We start from the raw sequence: 17,361 nt of genomic DNA on the forward strand, positions 1-17,361 counted from the left end.
GCTCCTCGGTCAACGTAGGAATGATCAGGCGCAGTTGGCCCGCTGGGGAGGACGAATGAGACAACGCGGCCGACACCGCCGACGCAGGCGAGGCAGGGCACTGCGGGCGTTTCTGTCCGGAACGGCCCTCGCGCTGACCGCTGCCGCCACCATGATCAGTGCCTCTCAGGCGACGGTCACCCACGATGGCCCGGGACCCCTGAAACCGATCACCACGTCAGCCGAGACCAGGAAACTGCAGCTGAGGGAAGATCTGGTACCAGGGGCCGCTCTCGACCGGCTCGCCGCCGGGATGGGCCGGCCGGTCGGCGTCAGTGCCGTACTGGACGAGGCCGACCGCACCCTGCGGGACGCGATCGACTGTTCGCAGGCGGAGCGCAGAGCATTGCCCCTCTCCCCCACGGCCACGCGGGCGTACTGCTGGAACACGGACGACACCCAGGGGTGGCGGGCAGGTGCGGTCACCACGTCGGGGGACGCGGACGACGACGGCGTCTGGGGCGCGAACCGGGTGATCCTCTCGGGCTGGTCTCGCAGCGGCGGAACGACGGCCGACCACGGGCTGGCCCGGGTCGGCTTCGTGAAGGCGGGTGATCTCAACCACCTTTCCTACACCTGGGCACTGCTCGCTGTCCCGGTCGACGGCGGGCGGGACTACCGTGGGCTGGTCTCCCATGTCTCGGGGATGGTCTGGTACCAGGACAAGCTGCTGGTTACCGCCGACGACGGGGACCGGGCCGCGCTCTACGTCTACGACATGAACCGCATCCAGCGCGCCACGGTCTCCGGGGACGCCGTCGGCAGGGTGCCGGGCGGCTGGTCGGCACACGGTTACCGCTTCGTGCTGCCGGCCGTCGGTTCCTACGAACTGAGCGGCGGCTCCGACGCCCCGCGACCGGCAACGGTTTCTCTGGACCGCAGCACCGTGCCGGACAGCCTGGTGGCCGGCGAATGGACCCTCGACGACGGCGATCGCGGGGCGCGTCTGTGGCGTTACCCCTTCAGTGCCGCCCCCGGGCGGGCGGGGCTGCTCGCGGCGGACGCCGCCGGGCAGGTCCATTCCCCTCAGGCGTACGAGACGAAACTGACCGGAGTGCGGGGCGTGCTGTCCTACGGGGAGCAGTGGTACGTGACCCGTGCCGCCGGTCCGAGCGACCGGCTCGGAACGCTGTGGCGACAGACAGCGGATGCCGACAAGGCGGGCGGCAAGGCGAGCGCTTCGGGCGCTGCCGTGTGCGGCGCCGCAGAGACGCACAGTTGCTGGAGCCCGCAGACAGAATCCCTTTCTTACTGGGAGGCGACCGGCGAGGTCTGGACGCAGTCGGGCCGGGCGCTCTTCGCGCTGCCGCTGGCCTCGATCGACAGAACGACGGAGTAGATGATTCCCTGACGGGCATGGCCAACATCCCCGTGACCACGTGGTCCCTGGAGCAGACGGACCCGAACGACCTCCTCCCGGCCGCTGCGCCAGAGGGCGACGTCCGGATCGTCCGTGCCGAAGTCCCCTCTCCCGAGCTCAGCCGGTTCCTGTACGCGTCCGTCGGCGGGGACATCTGCTGGATCGACCGGCTGTGCTGGACGCACGCGCAGTGGCAGGAGCGCCTGATGCGTCCGGGGGTGGAGACCTGGGTCGCCCATGACCGGGGCACACCGGCGGGGTACGTCGAGTTGGAGCCGCAGGACGACGGAACCGTGGAGATCGTTTACTTCGGCCTGCTCCCCGCCTTCCGCGGGCGACGGATCGGCGGGCACCTGCTGTCGTACGGCGCCGCACGGGCCTGGGACCTCGCGGAGCGCTGGCCCGGGCTGCCGCAGACCGAGCGGGTGTGGCTGCGCACCTGCAGCCTGGACGGCGAGCATGCGATGGACAACTATCAGCGGCGCGGTTTCAAGCTGTTCGACACCAAGGTCGAGGAGCGGCCCGAGGCGTCCGCGCCGGGCCCGTGGCCGGGGGCCTTCCCCGCCTGAGCTGCCGCTCTTACCTGTCCTGGCCTGCACGGACAAGAGGCGCGCAGCCCATGTGATCGAGGACACCCTTGTCTCGAAAAGCGAGACAAGGGTGTCCGCATCTCGGACGAAGCTGGACTGTGTCCAGATCGCCGTGACACGCTTCCGTCATGTCCGGAACTGGAATTGCCTTGGTGAGTCGGCGGCACGTCGATCTCGGCCGCATGTCCAGCGCCATCTGTCCGGCGAGCTGACGAGCCGCAGCACCGCCGACGTCTCCGCAAGAGCCTCCCGCCTGCGCAATGATGCGCACGGTTTTTCCATGCGCCCGTACGCGCAGGTCAGAGCCGTTTCCCGCCTGTCCCGAAGGACGTATCACCCATGGCCGCCAACCCGCAGAACCCTGCCGCCGCGACTCCCCGCCGCAAGGTGAGCCGTCACCGCGGCGAGGGCCAGTGGGCCGCGGGTCACTTCACCCCGCTCAACGGAAACGAACAGTTCAAGAAGGACGACGACGGTCTCAACGTGCGGACACGCATTGAGACGATCTACTCCAAACGGGGTTTCGACTCGATCGACCCCAGCGATCTGCGCGGCCGGATGCGCTGGTGGGGCCTGTACACCCAGCGCAAGCCCGGGATCGATGGCGGCAAGACCGCGATCCTGGACCCGGAGGAGCTGGACGACAGGTTCTTCATGCTGCGGGTACGCATCGACGGCGGGCGGCTGACCACCGAGCAGCTGCGTGTGATCGGCGAGATCTCGCAGGAGTTCGCGCGCGGCACGGCCGACATCACCGACCGGCAGAACGTCCAGTACCACTGGATCCGCATCGAGGACGTGCCGGAGATCTGGAACCGCCTGGAGGCGGTCGGCCTGTCCACCACGGAGGCCTGTGGTGACACGCCGCGCACCATCCTCGGCTCACCCGTCGCCGGCATCGCCGAGGACGAGATCGTCGACGGCACTCCGGCCGTCGAGGAGATCCACCGCCGCATCATCGGCAACCCGGCCTTCTCGAACCTGCCCCGCAAGTTCAAGACCGCGGTTTCCGGCTCACCGCTGCTGGACGTGGCGCACGAGATCAACGACGTCGCGTTCGTCGGCGTGCACCACCCCGAGCACGGTCCGGGCTTCGACGTGTGGGTGGGTGGCGGCCTGTCGACGAACCCGAAGATCGGCGTGCGGCTCGGCGCCTGGGTCCCGTTGGACGAGGTGCCGGACGTCCACGAGGGCGTCGTCTCGATCTTCCGCGACTACGGTTACCGGCGGCTGCGCAACCGCGCCCGTCTCAAGTTCCTGGTCGCCGACTGGGGCCCGGAGAAGTTCCGGCAGGTGCTGGAGGACGAGTACCTCGAGCGCAAACTGGTCGACGGCCCCGCCCCGGCCGAGCCGGTCGAGCGTTGGCGCGACCACGTCGGCGTGCACCGTCAGAAAGACGGCCGTTTCTACGTCGGTTTCGCACCGCGCGTCGGGCGCGTGGACGGCACCACCCTGACGAAGATCGCCGAACTCGCCGAGGCGCACGGCTCGGGCCGGGTGCGTACCACCGTAGAGCAGAAGATGATCGTTCTCGACATCGAGGAAGCGCAGGTCGAGTCGCTGGTCGAGGCGTTGGAAGCCCTGGACCTCACCGCCCGGCCCTCTGCCTTCCGGCGCGGCACCATGGCCTGCACCGGCATCGAGTACTGCAAGCTCGCCATCGTCGAAACCAAGCAGCGCGGTTCAGCGTTGATCGACGAACTGGAGCGCCGTCTCCCGGAGTTCGACGAGCCGCTCACCATCAACCTCAACGGGTGTCCGAACGCCTGCGCCCGCATCCAGGTCGCGGACATCGGTCTCAAGGGCCAGCTGGTCCTGGACGACCAGGGCCGACAGGTGGAGGGCTACCAGGTGCACCTGGGCGGTGCACTCGGACTGGAAGCCGGTTTCGGTCGCAAGGTCCGGGGACTCAAGGTCACCTCGGACGAACTGCCGGATTACGTGGAACGTGTGCTGAGGCGGTTCCAGGAAGAGCGCGAAGACGGCGAGCGGTTCGCCGCCTGGGCTTCGCGGGCCAGCGAGGAGGCCCTCTCATGAGCGAGCGGGCGGCCCCTTTCTACTGCCCTTACTGCGGCGACGAGGACCTTCGGCCGAGCGAAGCCCTGGAGGGCGTTCACGGTGCCTGGGAATGCGGGGCGTGCAACCGCGCATTCCAGCTGAAGTTCCTCGGGCTGCTCACCCGGCGCGTTCAGCGGACCGACACGGGAGGGGACCAGACATGACGGCCATTCAGGAAGCCAGTACGACCGACGAGTTGAAGGCGCTGGCGGAGCAGGCGGGCCGCGACCTGGAGGAAGCGTCCGCCCTGGAGATCCTCCAGTGGGCGGTGGACACCTTCGGCACGCAGTTCTGCGTGACGTCCTCGATGGAGGACGCCGTCGTGGCGCACCTGGCGTCCCGAGCCCTGAAGGGCGTGGACGTCGTCTTCCTCGACACCGGTTACCACTTCCCCGAGACCATCGGGACCAGGGACGCGGTGGAGGCCGTGATGGACGTCAACGTCATCACGCTCACCCCGCGTCAGACCGTCGCCGAGCAGGACGCCGAGTACGGGCCCGAACTGCACGACCGCGACCCCGACCTGTGCTGCAAGCTGCGCAAGGTGCAGCCGCTGGAGGAGGGGCTCAAGGGCTACCGGGCCTGGGCCACCGGCCTGCGGCGCGACGAGTCGCCGACCCGGGCGGCCACACCGGTCGTCGGCTGGGACGAGAAGCGGCAGAAGGTCAAGGTCTCGCCGATCGCCCGCTGGACCCAGGACGACGTGGACGCCTACGTCACCGAGCACGGCGTGCTGACCAACCCGCTCCTGATGGACGGTTACACGTCGGTCGGGTGCGCACCCTGCACTCGTCGGGTCCTGGAGGGCGAGGACGCGCGGGCCGGCCGCTGGGCGGGACGGTCCAAGACCGAGTGCGGGCTGCACGGCTGACCGCGATGACCGCCGATTCCCCGAACGCCCCCGAACCCACCCTCACTTCTACGAACCGGGAGAACCACGTGACGACCGGAGCCACCGTCTGGCTCACGGGTCTGCCGAGCGCCGGCAAGACCACCATCGCGTTCGAGCTGGCCGGCCGGCTGCGCGAGGAGGGCCACCTCGTCGAGGTGCTCGACGGCGACGAGATCCGCGAGTTCATCTCCGCGGGCCTCGGTTTCAGCCGCGAGGACCGGCACGTCAATGTGCAGCGCATCGGTTTCCTGGCCGAGCTGCTGGCCCGTAACGGCGTGAAAGCGCTTGTGCCGGTGATCGCACCGTACGCCGACAGTCGCGAAGCGGTGCGCAAGCGTCACCAGGAAAGTGGAACCGCTTACCTGGAGGTGCATGTGGCCACCCCCGTCGAGGTGTGCTCGGTACGTGACGTGAAGGGCCTGTACGCCAAGCAGGCGGCAGGCGAACTCACCGGCCTCACCGGGGTCGACGACCCGTACGAGGCGCCCGAGACGCCCGACCTGCGGATCGACTCACAGGAGCAGACCGTGCAGGAGTCCGCGGCGTCGGTGTACGCCCTGCTCAGCGAGAGGGGACTGGCATGACGACGATCGTCGCCCAGACCGGGGAGGAGGGCACGGTCAGCCCGTACGCCCTGAGTCACCTGGACTCGCTGGAGTCCGAGGCGGTGCACATCTTCCGCGAGGTGGCGGGCGAGTTCGAGCGGCCGGTGATCCTTTTCTCCGGCGGCAAGGACTCCATCGTCATGCTGCACCTGGCGCTCAAGGCGTTCTCGCCGGCCGTGATCCCCTTCTCGCTGCTGCACGTCGACACCGGGCACAACTTCCCCGAGGTGCTGGAATACCGCGACCGCGTGGTGGCCGAGCACGGACTGCGGCTGCACGTGGCCTCCGTGCAGGACTACATCGACCGCGGCGCGCTGAAGGAACGTCCCGACGGGACGCGTAACCCGTTGCAGACGCTTCCGCTGACGGAGAAGATCCAGTCGGAGAAGTTCGACGCGGTCTTCGGCGGCGGACGTCGTGACGAGGAGAAGGCTCGCGCCAAGGAGCGCGTGTTCTCCCTGCGGGACGAGTTCTCGCAGTGGGACCCGCGCCGGCAGCGGCCCGAGCTGTGGAACCTGTACAACGGCCGGCACGCGCCCGGCGAGCACGTCCGCGTCTTCCCGCTGTCCAACTGGACCGAGCTGGACGTCTGGCAGTACATCGCCCGTGAGGGCATCGAGCTCCCCGAGATCTACTTCGCGCACGAGCGGGACGTGTTCCAGCGCGGCGGCATGTGGCTGACCGCAGGCGAGTGGGGCGGCCCGAAAGACGGTGAAACCGTTGAGAAGCGTCTCGTGAGGTACCGGACCGTCGGCGACATGTCGTGCACCGGCGCCGTGGACTCCGACGCCGTGACGCTGGACGACGTCATCGCCGAGATCGCCGCCTCCCGGCTGACCGAGCGCGGCGCGACACGCGCCGACGACAAGCTCTCCGAAGCCGCGATGGAAGACCGCAAGCGCGAGGGGTACTTCTAAGCATGAGCACCATCACCGCCGAGCCACTCTCGGAAACGACCCTGCTGCGGTTCGCCACCGCCGGCTCCGTCGACGACGGCAAGTCCACCCTGGTGGGCCGGCTGCTGCACGACTCCAAGTCGATCCTCACCGACCAGCTCGAGGCCGTGGAGCGCGCCTCGGCCGGCCGTGGTCAGGACGCTCCCGATCTGGCGCTCCTCACCGACGGCCTGCGCGCCGAGCGCGAGCAGGGCATCACCATCGACGTGGCCTACCGCTACTTCGCCACTCCCCGGCGCCGCTTCATCCTCGCCGACACCCCCGGCCACGTGCAGTACACCCGCAACATGGTGACGGGCGCCTCCACCGCCGAGCTGACGGTGATCCTGGTCGACGCCCGCAACGGCGTCGTGGAACAGACGCGTCGACACGCGGCCATCGCGGCTCTGCTCCGGGTCCCGCACGTGGTGCTCGCCGTCAACAAGATGGACCTGGTCGAGTATCGAGAAACCGTTTTCGCAGCGATAGCCGAGGAGTTCACGGCGTACGCGAGCGAGCTGGGCGTTCCCGAGGTCACCGCCATCCCGATCTCGGCGCTCGCCGGGGACAACGTGGTGGATCCGTCGGCGAACATGGACTGGTACGGCGGGCCGACCTTCCTGGAACACCTGGAAACGGTTCCCGTGAGCCATGATCTGGCGCACTGCCACGCGCGCCTGCCCGTGCAGTACGTGATCCGGCCGCAGACCGCCGCGCACCCGGACTACCGGGGATACGCCGGCCAGATCGCCGCGGGCACGTTCCGGGTGGGCGAGCCGGTCACGGTGCTGCCGTCCGGCCGTACGTCGACGATCGCCGGCATCGACCTGCTGGGCGAACCGGTCGACGCCGCGTGGACGACCCAGTCGGTGACGGTGCTGCTCGCGGACGACATCGACGTCTCGCGGGGCGACCTGATCGTGCCCACCAAGGACGCTCCGGCCACCACGCAGGACGTCGAGGCGACCGTGTGCCATGTCGCCGACCAGCCGCTGACGGTCGGACACCGCGTGCTGATCAAGCACGGCACCCGCACGGTCAAGGCGATCGTCAAGGACATCCCGTCCCGTCTCACGCTCGATGACCTGTCCCTTCACCCGCACCCGGGGCAGCTCGCCGCCAACGACATCGGCCGGGTGAAGATCCGTACCGCGGAGCCGCTGCCGGTGGACTCCTACGCAGACTCCCGCCGCACGGGCTCGTTCATCCTGATCGACCCGTCCGACGGCACCACGCTCACCGCGGGCATGGTCGGCGAGTCGTTCGCCGCGCCGGAGCCGGTCAAGGACCCGTCCGACGACGGCTGGGACTTCTGAATCGTGAACTCAACCGATTTCTACTCGACGTTCGCGAAGGAGGGCGGCCGTGTCGGCAGCGGCGCCCTCGGGAGCGGGCAGGGCGGAGTGGGCCGATGTGCGCACTGACGTACGCGCACTGCCTGCGCGCCCCGTCCCCCCACGCTCGACTTCGCCCGTGGGCGGGTAATCCCCCGCCCCGGAAGCGACGAAGACCCTCAGCCGATTTCCCGGCCACGACCTGAAAAACCGTGACCGCCGGGCCAACGAGAGGAACCCCTCCCGTGCCTGCCAAACGCTCTGCTTCCCTTCGCCGCGCCGTCGCGGCCGCGGCGGCCCTTCCCCTGCTGACCCTGGCCGCCTGCGGTTACGGGTCGCAGGCCAAGGAAGACAACGCCAACGAGAAGGTCGCCGCCGGATCGAAGAAGATCGACGGGCTCGACACCGTCAAGATCGGCTACTTCGGCAACCTCACCCACGGGACGGCGCTGGTCGGTCGTGACCAGGGCATCTTCCAGAAGGCGTTGGGCGCGACCAAGGCCTCGTACGCGACCTTCAACGCGGGTCCCTCCGAGATCGAGGCGCTGAACGCCGGTTCCATCGACATCGGCTGGATCGGCCCGTCCCCGGCGATCAACGGTTACACCAAGTCCGACGGCAAGAGCCTGCGCATCATCGGCGGTTCGGCGTCCGGCGGTGTGAAGCTCGTCGTCGACCCGGACAAGATCAAGTCTGTCGGGGACGTCAAAGGGAAGAGGATCGCCACGCCCCAGCTCGGAAACACGCAGGACGTCGCGTTTCTGAACTGGATCTCGGAGCAGGGCTGGAAGGTCGACGCGCAGAGCGGCAAGGGCGACGTCACGGTCGTCCGCAGCGACAACAAGGTGACGCCCGACGCCTTCAAGGCCGGTTCCGTCGACGGCGCCTGGGTACCGGAGCCGACCGCGTCGAAGCTGGTCGCCGAGGGCGGCAAGGTACTGCTCGACGAGGCGTCGCTGTGGCCCGACAAGAAGTTCGTGATCACGAACATCATCGTGTCGCAGAAGTTCCTCGCGGAGCACCCGAGAGTCGTCGAGGCCGTGCTGAAGGGCTCGGTCGAGACCAACAAGTGGATCAACGCCAACCCGGTGAAGGCGAAGGCGTCCGCCAACAGGCAGCTGGAGGCAGACTCCGGCAAGGCGCTGCCCACGAAGGTCCTGGACCCGGCGTGGGCGTCGATCCAGTTCATCAACGACCCGCTGGCCTCCACGCTCGGCACCGAGGCGGAGCACGCGGTCAAGGCGGGCCTGCTGAAGCAGCCCGACCTCAAGGGCATCTACGACGTGTCGATCCTGAACAAGGTCCTCAAGGCCGAGGGCGAGTCCGTGGTCGACGACGCCGGTCTCGGCGCCAGCTGACCGAATCCGATGAGTTCCCAGGAGGTGACGACCATGGCCACGACCCTCGCCGAGGCCGCCGAGACCGTTGAATCGGTGGAGTACGCGGCTCGCCTCGACCACGTCTCGAAGTCCTTCGCGGGACCCGGCGGGCAGCAGCTCGTCCTGGACGACATCACCCTCGACGTCGCTCCCGGCGAGTTCGTCACCCTCCTGGGAGCCTCGGGCTGTGGGAAGTCCACGCTGCTGAACCTGGTGGCCGGGCTGGACGAACCCACCGCCGGCACCATCACCACGGACGGCCGTGCCGCGCTGATGTTCCAGGAACACGCGCTCTTCCCCTGGCTGACCGCCGGCAAGAACATCGAACTCGCGCTGAAACTCCGTGGAGTCGCGAAGCCCGACCGGCGCGGCAAGGCCGAGGAACTGCTCGAACTGGTCCGTCTGAAGGGCGCGTATCGAAAGCGCGTTCACGAACTTTCCGGCGGTATGCGACAGCGCGTGGCGATGGCCCGCGCACTGGCGCAGGAAAGCCGACTGCTGCTGATGGACGAGCCGTTCGCGGCTCTGGACGCCATCACGCGCGATGTGCTGCACGACGAGCTGACCCGGATCTGGGAGGAGACGGGACTGTCCGTCCTCTTCGTCACGCACAACGTCCGCGAGGCGGTGCGGCTCGCGCAACGAGTCGTCCTGCTGTCCTCCCGGCCCGGGCGGGTGGCGCGCGAGTGGACGGTGGACATCCCGCAGCCGCGCCGGATCGAGGACGCCCCCGTGGCGGAACTGTCCATCGAGATCACCGAAGTCCTGCGTGGGGAGATCCGCCGTCATGGCCAGCACTGAGACGAAGACGACGGCGACGAAGCCGGCCTCCACGGCGCTGGCCGGCGTGGAGGCGGGTCTCGACGCGCTTGACGTGGTGACGCCCGCCGGGCGCGTCCCCTTCCGGCGGACGTTCGTCGACAAGATCCTGCCGCCGATCGTCGCGACCGCACTGCTGCTGGTCGTCTGGCAGATCACCTTCAAGGTCGTCGACGATCCGACGAAACTGGTCTCTCCGCTCGACGTCTGGAACACGCTGCGGGACGCCTGGCTCCAGGGCGAGCTGCTCGGCTACATCTGGACCAGTGTCTCGCGCGGTCTGCTCGGCTTCCTCTTCGCCCTCGCACTCGGCACCCCGCTCGGGCTGCTGGTGGCACGGGTGAAGTTCGTGCGGGCGGCGATCGGGCCGATCCTGTCGGGCCTGCAGTCGCTGCCGTCGGTGGCATGGGTGCCGCCGGCCGTGCTGTGGCTGGGCCTGAACAACTCGATGATGTACGCGGTGATCCTCCTCGGCGCGGTTCCGTCCATAGCCAACGGACTGGTGTCCGGCGTCGACCAGGTGCCCCCGCTGTTCCTGCGTGCCGGACGCACCATGGGTGCGACAGGGCTGCGGGGAACCGTTTACATCACGTTGCCGGCCGCGCTGCCCGGATACGTGGCGGGGCTGAAGCAGGGCTGGGCGTTCTCGTGGCGTTCCCTGATGGCGGCGGAGATCATCGCGTCCTTCCCCGATCTCGGAGTGGGACTCGGTCAGTTGCTGGAGAACGGACGCAACGCCAGTGACATGTCGATGGTGTTCGAGGCGATCCTGCTCATCCTGTTGGTCGGCATCGCCATCGACCTGCTGATCTTCAGCCCGCTGGAGCGGTGGGTGCTGCGCAGTCGCGGCCTGCTGGTGAAGAGCTGAGGCCGTATGCCCGAGAAACCTGTCCTCCCCGTCCTCGTGGTGATCGCCCACGGCAGCCGCGATCCGCGGCACGCCGCGACCGTCGACGCCCTCGTGCGACGTGTACGGTCCCTGCGTGCGGGGCTGCGCGTGGAAACCGGTTTCCTGGATTTCAACGTCCCGTCCGTGCATGGGGTGCTGGAGTCGCTCGCCGCGGAAGGCGTGCGCGACGCGGTGGCTCTGCCGTTGCTGCTGACCCGGGCCTTTCACGCGAAGGCGGACATTCCGGCGGTCCTGCGGGACGCACCCCCGCAGCTGCGGATTCGGCAGGCCGACGTGCTCGGCCCGTCCCCTCTGCTGCTGACCGCCCTGGAGCGGCGGTTGTACGAGGCGGGGTTGACGCCCGCGGACAAGTCCTCGACCGGGGTCGTACTGGCCTCGGCGGGGTCCACGGACCCGGAGGCGATCGCGGTGATCGCAGAAATCGCGCGGGAGTGGCGGCGCACCGGTTGGTGTGCCGTGCGGCCTGCGTTCGCCTCCGCCTCTCTTCCGCGCACCGAGGACGCGGTCCGCGAACTGCGGGCGCTGGGCTGCTCGAGGGTCGCCGTCGCACCTTACGTCCTGGCTCCCGGCTTCCTGCCGGACCGCATCGCGCGGGGCGCGACCGAGGCGGACGTCCTGGCCGGCGTACTGGGTCCGGCACCCGAGGTGGCCCGGGTTCTGCTGAGCCGCTACGACTCTGCGCGAGCGCCCGCGCTGGCGGCCGTCGGAGCCTGACCGGCCGGGTGACGTGCACCGTGGCGGCGCGGTGCGGTAGTCCAAGCACAGTCTCGACGCCGGCTGCCTGAACCTGCGAGCCCGAGGCGATCGCCCGGACTCCGTCTCCCGGGCACGACGACACCTGTCAGCGAACGAGGCACGGGCACCGGTGGCCGGCGGCGCACACTCGGCATGACGAGCAGCGGGGTCAGAGGTCGGGCGGCGACGGAGATCTGCGGGTACGTGGTCGCCGTCCGGATCTGCCGCACCCACTGACCGGGGTCTCTACCGCTGTGCCGGCGACGGGGTCGGCCCGCGACGAGGCGCTTACAACTTACGGCAGACGGTACGCGGCAGACGGCAGACCGCGTTCGGCCCAGGTCCATGGGCGGGCGGTAACTCGTCGCAGCCCGGTCTTCGCGGCCCGTCGTGGTTTCACATCCTCCGGAGAGGGCGGATGGCGGGCGACGGATGGACGGGCGTGGTGGGCAACTGACTGCGTCGCGGAGGCGTTGCGCGTGTATGGGGCCGCGAGCGCGCAGCGTGCGTAGCGTGCAACGACCCGCAATCGGTTACCGTCCCCACACGCCCTGAACTGCAGCAAGCCGTTGCTATCCGCTTACTGCTCCCAACCTCTCGTAACCGGTTACCGCACGCCCAACTCGCCCACGTCCGCACAGCTCGTAACCAGTTACCGCCGCCCCCGACCGCAAACGGTGACCACCCGACACAACCCGCCCAGACGTCCCGCCATCGGCGTCCACACGCCCCGGTGCCCGGACGCATAGACATCCAGGCGGGCGGGCGTACAGGCGTTCTGATGTCCAAGCCGCCCGTATCGCCCGGGCCGCTTCCCTGCCCGATGCCCCGGCCGGCCGGTCCGCCCTTCTCGCTGTCCGAGTCTCGTCCCGGGCCCGCCCAGGAACCGGCCGCCCTCAGTCGGCCCGAAGCGCCCCGACGGCGTCGTCCGCCAGGCGGATGAGCTCGGGCAGGGGCAGGGACCCCGGTGCCTTCCGCTGCTGGGCGAACGCATTCGCAAGCCGTTGCAGCAATTCGTTCAGCGGGGTCGGCACGCCGTGCAGACGGCCGAGCAGCGCGATCTCGCCGTTGAGATAGTCGGCTTCGATGCTGCCCGCGCCGCGGCTGAGGGACTGCCAGGAGGAACCGCCACCGCGCGGGACTCCGTCGAGGGGGACGAGGGTGACCTTGTCGCCGCGGGCCGCCCGCTGTTCCTCCACGCTCGTGTACGCGATGCCGGCTGCGTCGAGCACGGCCGCGCCTTCCGCCCTCACCCGCTCGAGCAGCGCCTCGGCAGAGGGGCCGGAGACCGGCCCGCTCACCGCTTCGAGGGTGTTGCCGAGATTGGACAGCAGTTTGGCGTACTGCCAGCGGGCGACGTCCGCAACGACCGGCGCCTCGAAGTGCGCCTTCTCCAGGTCGGCGGCGATACTGCGGATCGCGTCGTCGGCGCCGTGCGGGTAGCGGCCGAGGTGGAGGATCCCGGTGAGCGGGGTGCCGGCGGCGGAGACGACGCCGGGCTCCCTGTGGGTGGAGGGCAGCCAGACGCAGACGGCGTAGACGCGCCGGAAACGGCGCAGGGCCAGCCGCGGGCTCTCCACTCCGTTCTGGGCGCAGACCAGCGGCAGCCGCTCGGCCGCCGTGCCCCCGCCCGCGACCGGGGCAGGGCCCCATGCCTGGAGCGCCGCCTCGCTGTCCTGGGTCTTCACGGCGAGGACGAGAACGTCGTCGGCTCGCAGTGTGCCGAGTTCGTCCGGTCCGGCCACCACGGGCAGTTGGTGCGTCAGCTCGCCCTCCGGCACCCTGAGCCGTAGTCCGTCCTCGGCGAGCGCGGTCCGGTGCGCGCCTCGCGCCACCAGGACGACCTCCTGCCCGGCCTCCGCCAGCCGCCCGCCGACCGTTCCGCCGATCGCCCCTGCCCCGATGATGATGTAGCGCATGGGACGAGCCTCGCACAGCCGTGCCGCCGCAGGCGACGGGGTTCAGCGTGCCGCTCGGTCCCCGGCGCGGAGGCGCCGAACCTCGACGGCGCGATCCGACGCTTCCCCCTGTAACAGTGGGGAACCGCTTTCCCCGGGAGAGCCGAGCCCGGCGACGGACCCGATCCGGGGCCCGCTGCCTTCAGGTCGGCAACTACCCGAGCACTCCCCGCGTTTCCCCGCGTTTCCCCGCGTTTTCCTCGCGCTTTCCCCGCGCGCTCCCGGCGCCCCCGGCGAACTCCCCGCCGCCGTCGCCGTCGTGGTACAAAATCCCCCCACCTCGCTCGCGTCCCCTCCCCGCTCTGCGCTTCCTCACCCTCGCCCTCGCCCTCATACTCCCAACCGCATCCGCATCCGCAACCGCAACTTCAACCCCGACCTCCACCCCGACACCCGCCCCCGCTTCGGCCACAACTCCCGTCCCAACCTCAGCCAAAACCAGCCCAACCCCCAGCCCCATGCGCCTCGGAGAGGCGCGCGGTCTCTCCGCCGCCCCGCGGCTCACCGCCCCCCGTGCAGGGTCAAACCTGCGTCATCTCCACCAGTTTGACGACGGTGTTCCAGTTCCGGGTCGTGGCGATGAGGCCCTTGCTCAAACGGGGCTTGGCCAGTTGTTCGGCGAGTTTGGAGCGGCCCAGTCCGTCGGGGGCGTAGAGGTACAGGGCGCGGTCGCCGAGGCGGAACTCTTCGGGGAGGTACGCGGCGCGGTCGATGCCGGCGTAGCGCTCCTCGTCGAGGGGGGCTGAGCAGTAGGTGACGTGGAGCTGTTTGGCCGTCAGCTCGGCCGCTGGATACGGGCAGGCCTCAGCAACCGATTTCAGATAGGCATGGTCGCGGACGATCACGTCGACGGCGAAGCCGAACCGCTCCTCGATCGCCGCGGTGAGGCCGGCCGCGAGGTTCTCCTCGTCGCCGTGCGCGCTGGAGAACACGGCCTGGCCGCTCTGCAGGTAGGTGCGCACGTCGCCGTGGCCGATCCCCTCCAGCACAGCCCGCAGGTCGGCCATCGGGACCTTTCTGCTGCCGCCCACGTTGATGCCCCGCAGCAGGGCCGCGTACGTCGTCGTCATCCGCCCACCATAGGCGGCCGTCGTGCCCCGTGGGGGTGGGCACGTCGGCCGCGGCCGGAGTGGGGAACCGAAAGGAAACTCTTGCCGGTCGACGGGGCGGGAATCAACACCTGGCGCACTTCTCCACAGGTCCGTGACTTGTTCAACAAACCTGCGTAATCCCTCCTCCCTCACCCGGCGGCCGGCCCCACCCTGATCACCGCCCCCGAGGCCGTCGGATAGATGTAAGGGGCCGCCGTCCTCCCCAGCGGTGAGACGGCGGGGTCCGACGGGAGGAGTCGCGCGCCCGGCACTTCACCGGGCAGCACGAGGAGACGGCCTTATCCAGCCCATACCTTCGAATCGAAAGGTGGCGGCGCGGTGCTGCCATCGCATCACAAGGGGGCAGGCCCGTCATGGTCAACGGAGAAATACGGGTGCGCGGCCTCGCCGCGCGGGCGGGCGGCTGGAGCGCCCGGCACCGATGGGCCGCGGTGGGCGTCTGGGTGCTGTTCGTCGTCCTGGCCATGGGGATCGGGTCGGCGGCGGGCACGGTCGACGTCAAGGAGAGCGACCGGCTCGGGGGCGAGACCCGTACGGCGGCCACGATCGTCGAGGACGCCGGCATCGACGAGCCGGCCGGTGAGACGGTCCTCATCCAGTCGAAGGACGGCTCCGTCAAGGCCACGGACCCGGAGTTCAGGGCCGCCGTCACCGCGGTCGTCGCGGCCGTCGGCAAGACCGGCTTGGTCAGCGACGTGACCTCGCCGTACGAGACGAAGACGATCTCCAAGGACGGCCGCAGCGCGCTCGTCCGGTTCGACATGCGCGGCGACTCCGACACCGCGGGCGACCGGGTGGGGCCGGTGCTCAAGGCCGTGGACGGCGTCCGGCAGGAGCACTCCTCGCTGCGGATCGAGGAGATCGGCGGCGCCAGCATGGCGAAGACGTTCGGCGACGCGTTCGGCGACGACTTCCAGCAGGCGGAGTACTCGGCGGTGCCGGTGGCACTGGGCATCCTGTTGATCGCCTTCGGCGCGCTGGTCGCGGCGCTGCTGCCGGTGGCCCTGGCGATCACCGCGATCATGGCGACGACCGGTCTGATGAGCATCGTCAGCCACTTCCAGCCGATGGACGACACCGCCAGTTCGGTGATGCTCCTGGTCGGTCTGGCCGTGGGCGTCGACTACTGCCTGTTCTACCTGCGCCGTGAGCGCGAGGAGCGGGCGGCGGGACGTGACCCGGAAACCGCTCTCAGAATTGCCGCCGCCACCAGCGGCCGGGCCGTGATCGTCTCCGGGGTGACCGTGTGCGTGGCCATGGCGGGCATGCTGTTCACCGGGCTCGCCACGTTCGAGGCGATGGGCCTGGCGTCCTTGATGGTGGTCGCGGTCGCCATGGTCGGTTCGGTGACGGTGCTGCCGGCGCTGCTGTCGCTGCTCGGCGAGCGCGTGGAAAAGGGACGGATTCCGTTTCTGCACCCCGACCGGCGCCGCCGGAAGGCGGGGCGCAGGCAGAGCAACGAGGGCAGCCGGTTCTGGAGCGCCGTGCTGAAGGTCGTCCTCGCCAAGCCCGGCGTGTCGATGGTCGTCGCGGCCGGCGCGCTGCTCGCCGTCGCCGCTCCGGCGGTCGGTATGAAGACCCAGAACCTCACCCTGGACCAGGAGTTCGGCGACTCCCTGCCCATCGTGCAGACCTACAACCGGGTCAACGACGCCTTCCCCGGGGGCTCCGAGCCGGCCGAGGTGATCGTCAAGGCGGACGACATCAACGCCCCCGAGGTGAGGACGGCGCTGGAGCAGTTCAGGCAGCAGGCGATCAGCTCGGGCGCCTCGCGCGGACCGGTCGAGATCAAGCTGCACGACGCGCAGAACGTCGCGTACGTGTACGTGCCGCTGGTCGGGGGCTCCGACCTGGACAAGGCGGGTGCGAGCCTGGACACGCTGCGCGACGAGGTGCGGCCCGCCACGCTGGGCAAGGTCGAAGGTGTGCGGGCCCCGATCACCGGCCAGGTGGCGGGGTCGAAGGACTTCAACGACCAGCTGGCCGGAGCCGTCGCGCCCGTCTTCGCGTTCGTCGTGCTGTTCGCCTTCCTGCTGATGCTGCTGTCGTTCCGTTCCCTGACGATCGCGATCACGTCGATCGTGCTCAACCTGCTGTCGGTGGGCGCGGCCTACGGCATCCTCGTGGCCGTCTTCCAGCACGGCTGGGGCGCGTCGCTGGTGGGGGCGGAGGGCGTGGGCGCCATCATCACCTGGCTGCCGTTGTTCCTCTTCGTGATCCTGTTCGGCCTGTCGATGGACTACCACGTGTTCGTGGTCTCGCGGATCCGTGAGGCGCGGCTGCGGGGGCTCCCGACGAACGAGGCCATCCGGCACGGCGTGGTCACCACGGCGGGCGTGGTGACCAGCGCCGCCGTCATCATGGTCGCCGTGTTCGCGATCTTCGGAACGCTGTCCATGCAGTCCATGAAGCAGATGGGCGTGGGTCTGGCGGCGGCCGTCCTGATCGACGCGACGATCATCCGGGGCGTGCTGCTGCCTGCCGTGATGGCGCTGCTCGGTGAGCGCAACTGGTACCTGCCGAAGTGGCTGCACCGACTGCCCGACCTCACCCACGACGAGGCGCCTGGGGCGATCGCTCCGGCGGCGCGGGACGACGAGGGCGAGCGGCTGAGCGTCTGATCCTGCCGAGCCGC

16 protein-coding genes are annotated in these 17,361 nt (G+C 69.6%); 14 read left to right on the forward strand and 2 right to left on the reverse strand.

Annotated features, from left to right (window positions below; genetic code table 11):
- The first annotated feature begins 55 nt into the window (after positions 1 to 55).
- From IE239_RS02640 to IE239_RS02690, 13 genes are all read left to right on the forward strand, one after another.
- Positions 56 to 1,378, forward strand: a complete 1,323-nt coding sequence (locus IE239_RS02640) for a hypothetical protein (RefSeq protein WP_190147572.1) — start codon at positions 56 to 58, stop codon at positions 1,376 to 1,378.
- Between the two features lie 17 nt (positions 1,379 to 1,395).
- Positions 1,396 to 1,968 carry a GNAT family N-acetyltransferase gene (locus tag IE239_RS02645; protein WP_190147573.1) on the forward strand — a complete coding sequence of 191 codons (573 nt, stop codon included), beginning with the start codon at positions 1,396 to 1,398 and terminating at the stop codon, positions 1,966 to 1,968.
- A 149-nt stretch (positions 1,969 to 2,117) separates the two neighbouring features.
- Positions 2,118 to 2,201 carry a putative leader peptide gene (locus IE239_RS43230; RefSeq protein WP_309486338.1) on the forward strand — a complete coding sequence of 28 codons (84 nt, stop codon included), beginning with the start codon at positions 2,118 to 2,120 and terminating at the stop codon, positions 2,199 to 2,201.
- Between the two features lie 127 nt (positions 2,202 to 2,328).
- Positions 2,329 to 4,026 carry a nitrite/sulfite reductase gene (locus IE239_RS02650; protein WP_190147574.1) on the forward strand — a complete coding sequence of 566 codons (1,698 nt, stop codon included), beginning with the start codon at positions 2,329 to 2,331 and terminating at the stop codon, positions 4,024 to 4,026.
- Positions 4,023 to 4,211 (forward strand): PDDEXK family nuclease, encoded by a 189-nt coding sequence (locus IE239_RS41755; protein WP_229877719.1) that lies wholly within the window; start codon positions 4,023 to 4,025, stop codon positions 4,209 to 4,211. The genes IE239_RS02650 and IE239_RS41755 overlap by 4 nt, the downstream gene beginning before the upstream one ends.
- Complete coding sequence (locus tag IE239_RS02655) at positions 4,208 to 4,918, forward strand: phosphoadenylyl-sulfate reductase (RefSeq protein ID WP_190147575.1); 711 nt, start codon at positions 4,208 to 4,210, stop codon at positions 4,916 to 4,918. The genes IE239_RS41755 and IE239_RS02655 overlap by 4 nt, the downstream gene beginning before the upstream one ends.
- 68 nt (positions 4,919 to 4,986) lie before the next feature.
- Positions 4,987 to 5,523: an adenylyl-sulfate kinase gene (gene cysC, locus IE239_RS02660; RefSeq protein ID WP_229877721.1), complete on the forward strand. Its 537-nt coding sequence runs from the start codon at positions 4,987 to 4,989 to the stop codon at positions 5,521 to 5,523.
- The gene (gene cysD, locus IE239_RS02665) at positions 5,520 to 6,461 is read left to right on the forward strand and encodes a sulfate adenylyltransferase subunit CysD (RefSeq protein WP_190147577.1); all 942 of its coding nucleotides are present in this window, start codon (positions 5,520 to 5,522) and stop codon (positions 6,459 to 6,461) included. Before cysC ends, cysD begins: the two co-directional genes overlap by 4 nt.
- 2 nt (positions 6,462 to 6,463) lie before the next feature.
- Positions 6,464 to 7,795 (forward strand): sulfate adenylyltransferase subunit 1, encoded by a 1,332-nt coding sequence (locus tag IE239_RS02670; RefSeq protein WP_190147578.1) that lies wholly within the window; start codon positions 6,464 to 6,466, stop codon positions 7,793 to 7,795.
- A gap of 263 nt (positions 7,796 to 8,058) precedes the next feature.
- Positions 8,059 to 9,171 carry an aliphatic sulfonate ABC transporter substrate-binding protein gene (locus IE239_RS02675; RefSeq protein ID WP_190147579.1) on the forward strand — a complete coding sequence of 371 codons (1,113 nt, stop codon included), beginning with the start codon at positions 8,059 to 8,061 and terminating at the stop codon, positions 9,169 to 9,171.
- A 9-nt stretch (positions 9,172 to 9,180) separates the two neighbouring features.
- The gene (locus tag IE239_RS02680) at positions 9,181 to 9,993 is read left to right on the forward strand and encodes an ABC transporter ATP-binding protein (RefSeq protein ID WP_190147580.1); all 813 of its coding nucleotides are present in this window, start codon (positions 9,181 to 9,183) and stop codon (positions 9,991 to 9,993) included.
- Complete coding sequence (locus tag IE239_RS02685; RefSeq protein ID WP_190147581.1) at positions 9,980 to 10,879, forward strand: ABC transporter permease; 900 nt, start codon at positions 9,980 to 9,982, stop codon at positions 10,877 to 10,879. Before IE239_RS02680 ends, IE239_RS02685 begins: the two co-directional genes overlap by 14 nt.
- Before the next feature lie 6 nt (positions 10,880 to 10,885).
- On the forward strand, positions 10,886 to 11,635 hold the full coding sequence (locus tag IE239_RS02690) for a sirohydrochlorin chelatase (RefSeq protein ID WP_190147582.1): 750 nt from the start codon (positions 10,886 to 10,888) through the stop codon (positions 11,633 to 11,635).
- A gap of 917 nt (positions 11,636 to 12,552) precedes the next feature.
- Here the strand turns inward: IE239_RS02690 and IE239_RS02695 are convergent.
- A complete protein-coding gene (locus IE239_RS02695; RefSeq protein WP_190147583.1) occupies positions 12,553 to 13,575 on the reverse strand; it encodes a ketopantoate reductase family protein in 1,023 nt (340 codons plus the stop codon).
- A 560-nt stretch (positions 13,576 to 14,135) separates the two neighbouring features.
- Positions 14,136 to 14,684, reverse strand: coding sequence for a DUF1697 domain-containing protein (locus tag IE239_RS02700; protein ID WP_190147584.1), 549 nt, complete (start codon positions 14,682 to 14,684; stop codon positions 14,136 to 14,138).
- Between the two features lie 395 nt (positions 14,685 to 15,079).
- Here IE239_RS02700 and IE239_RS02705 point away from each other — a divergent pair, with 395 nt between their 5' ends.
- On the forward strand, positions 15,080 to 17,347 hold the full coding sequence (locus tag IE239_RS02705; protein WP_190147585.1) for an MMPL family transporter: 2,268 nt from the start codon (positions 15,080 to 15,082) through the stop codon (positions 17,345 to 17,347).
- The last annotated feature ends 14 nt before the right edge of the window (positions 17,348 to 17,361 follow it).

The organism is Streptomyces humidus (genome assembly GCF_014649655.1).
Taxonomy (GTDB): Bacteria; Actinomycetota; Actinomycetes; order Streptomycetales; family Streptomycetaceae; genus Streptomyces; species Streptomyces humidus.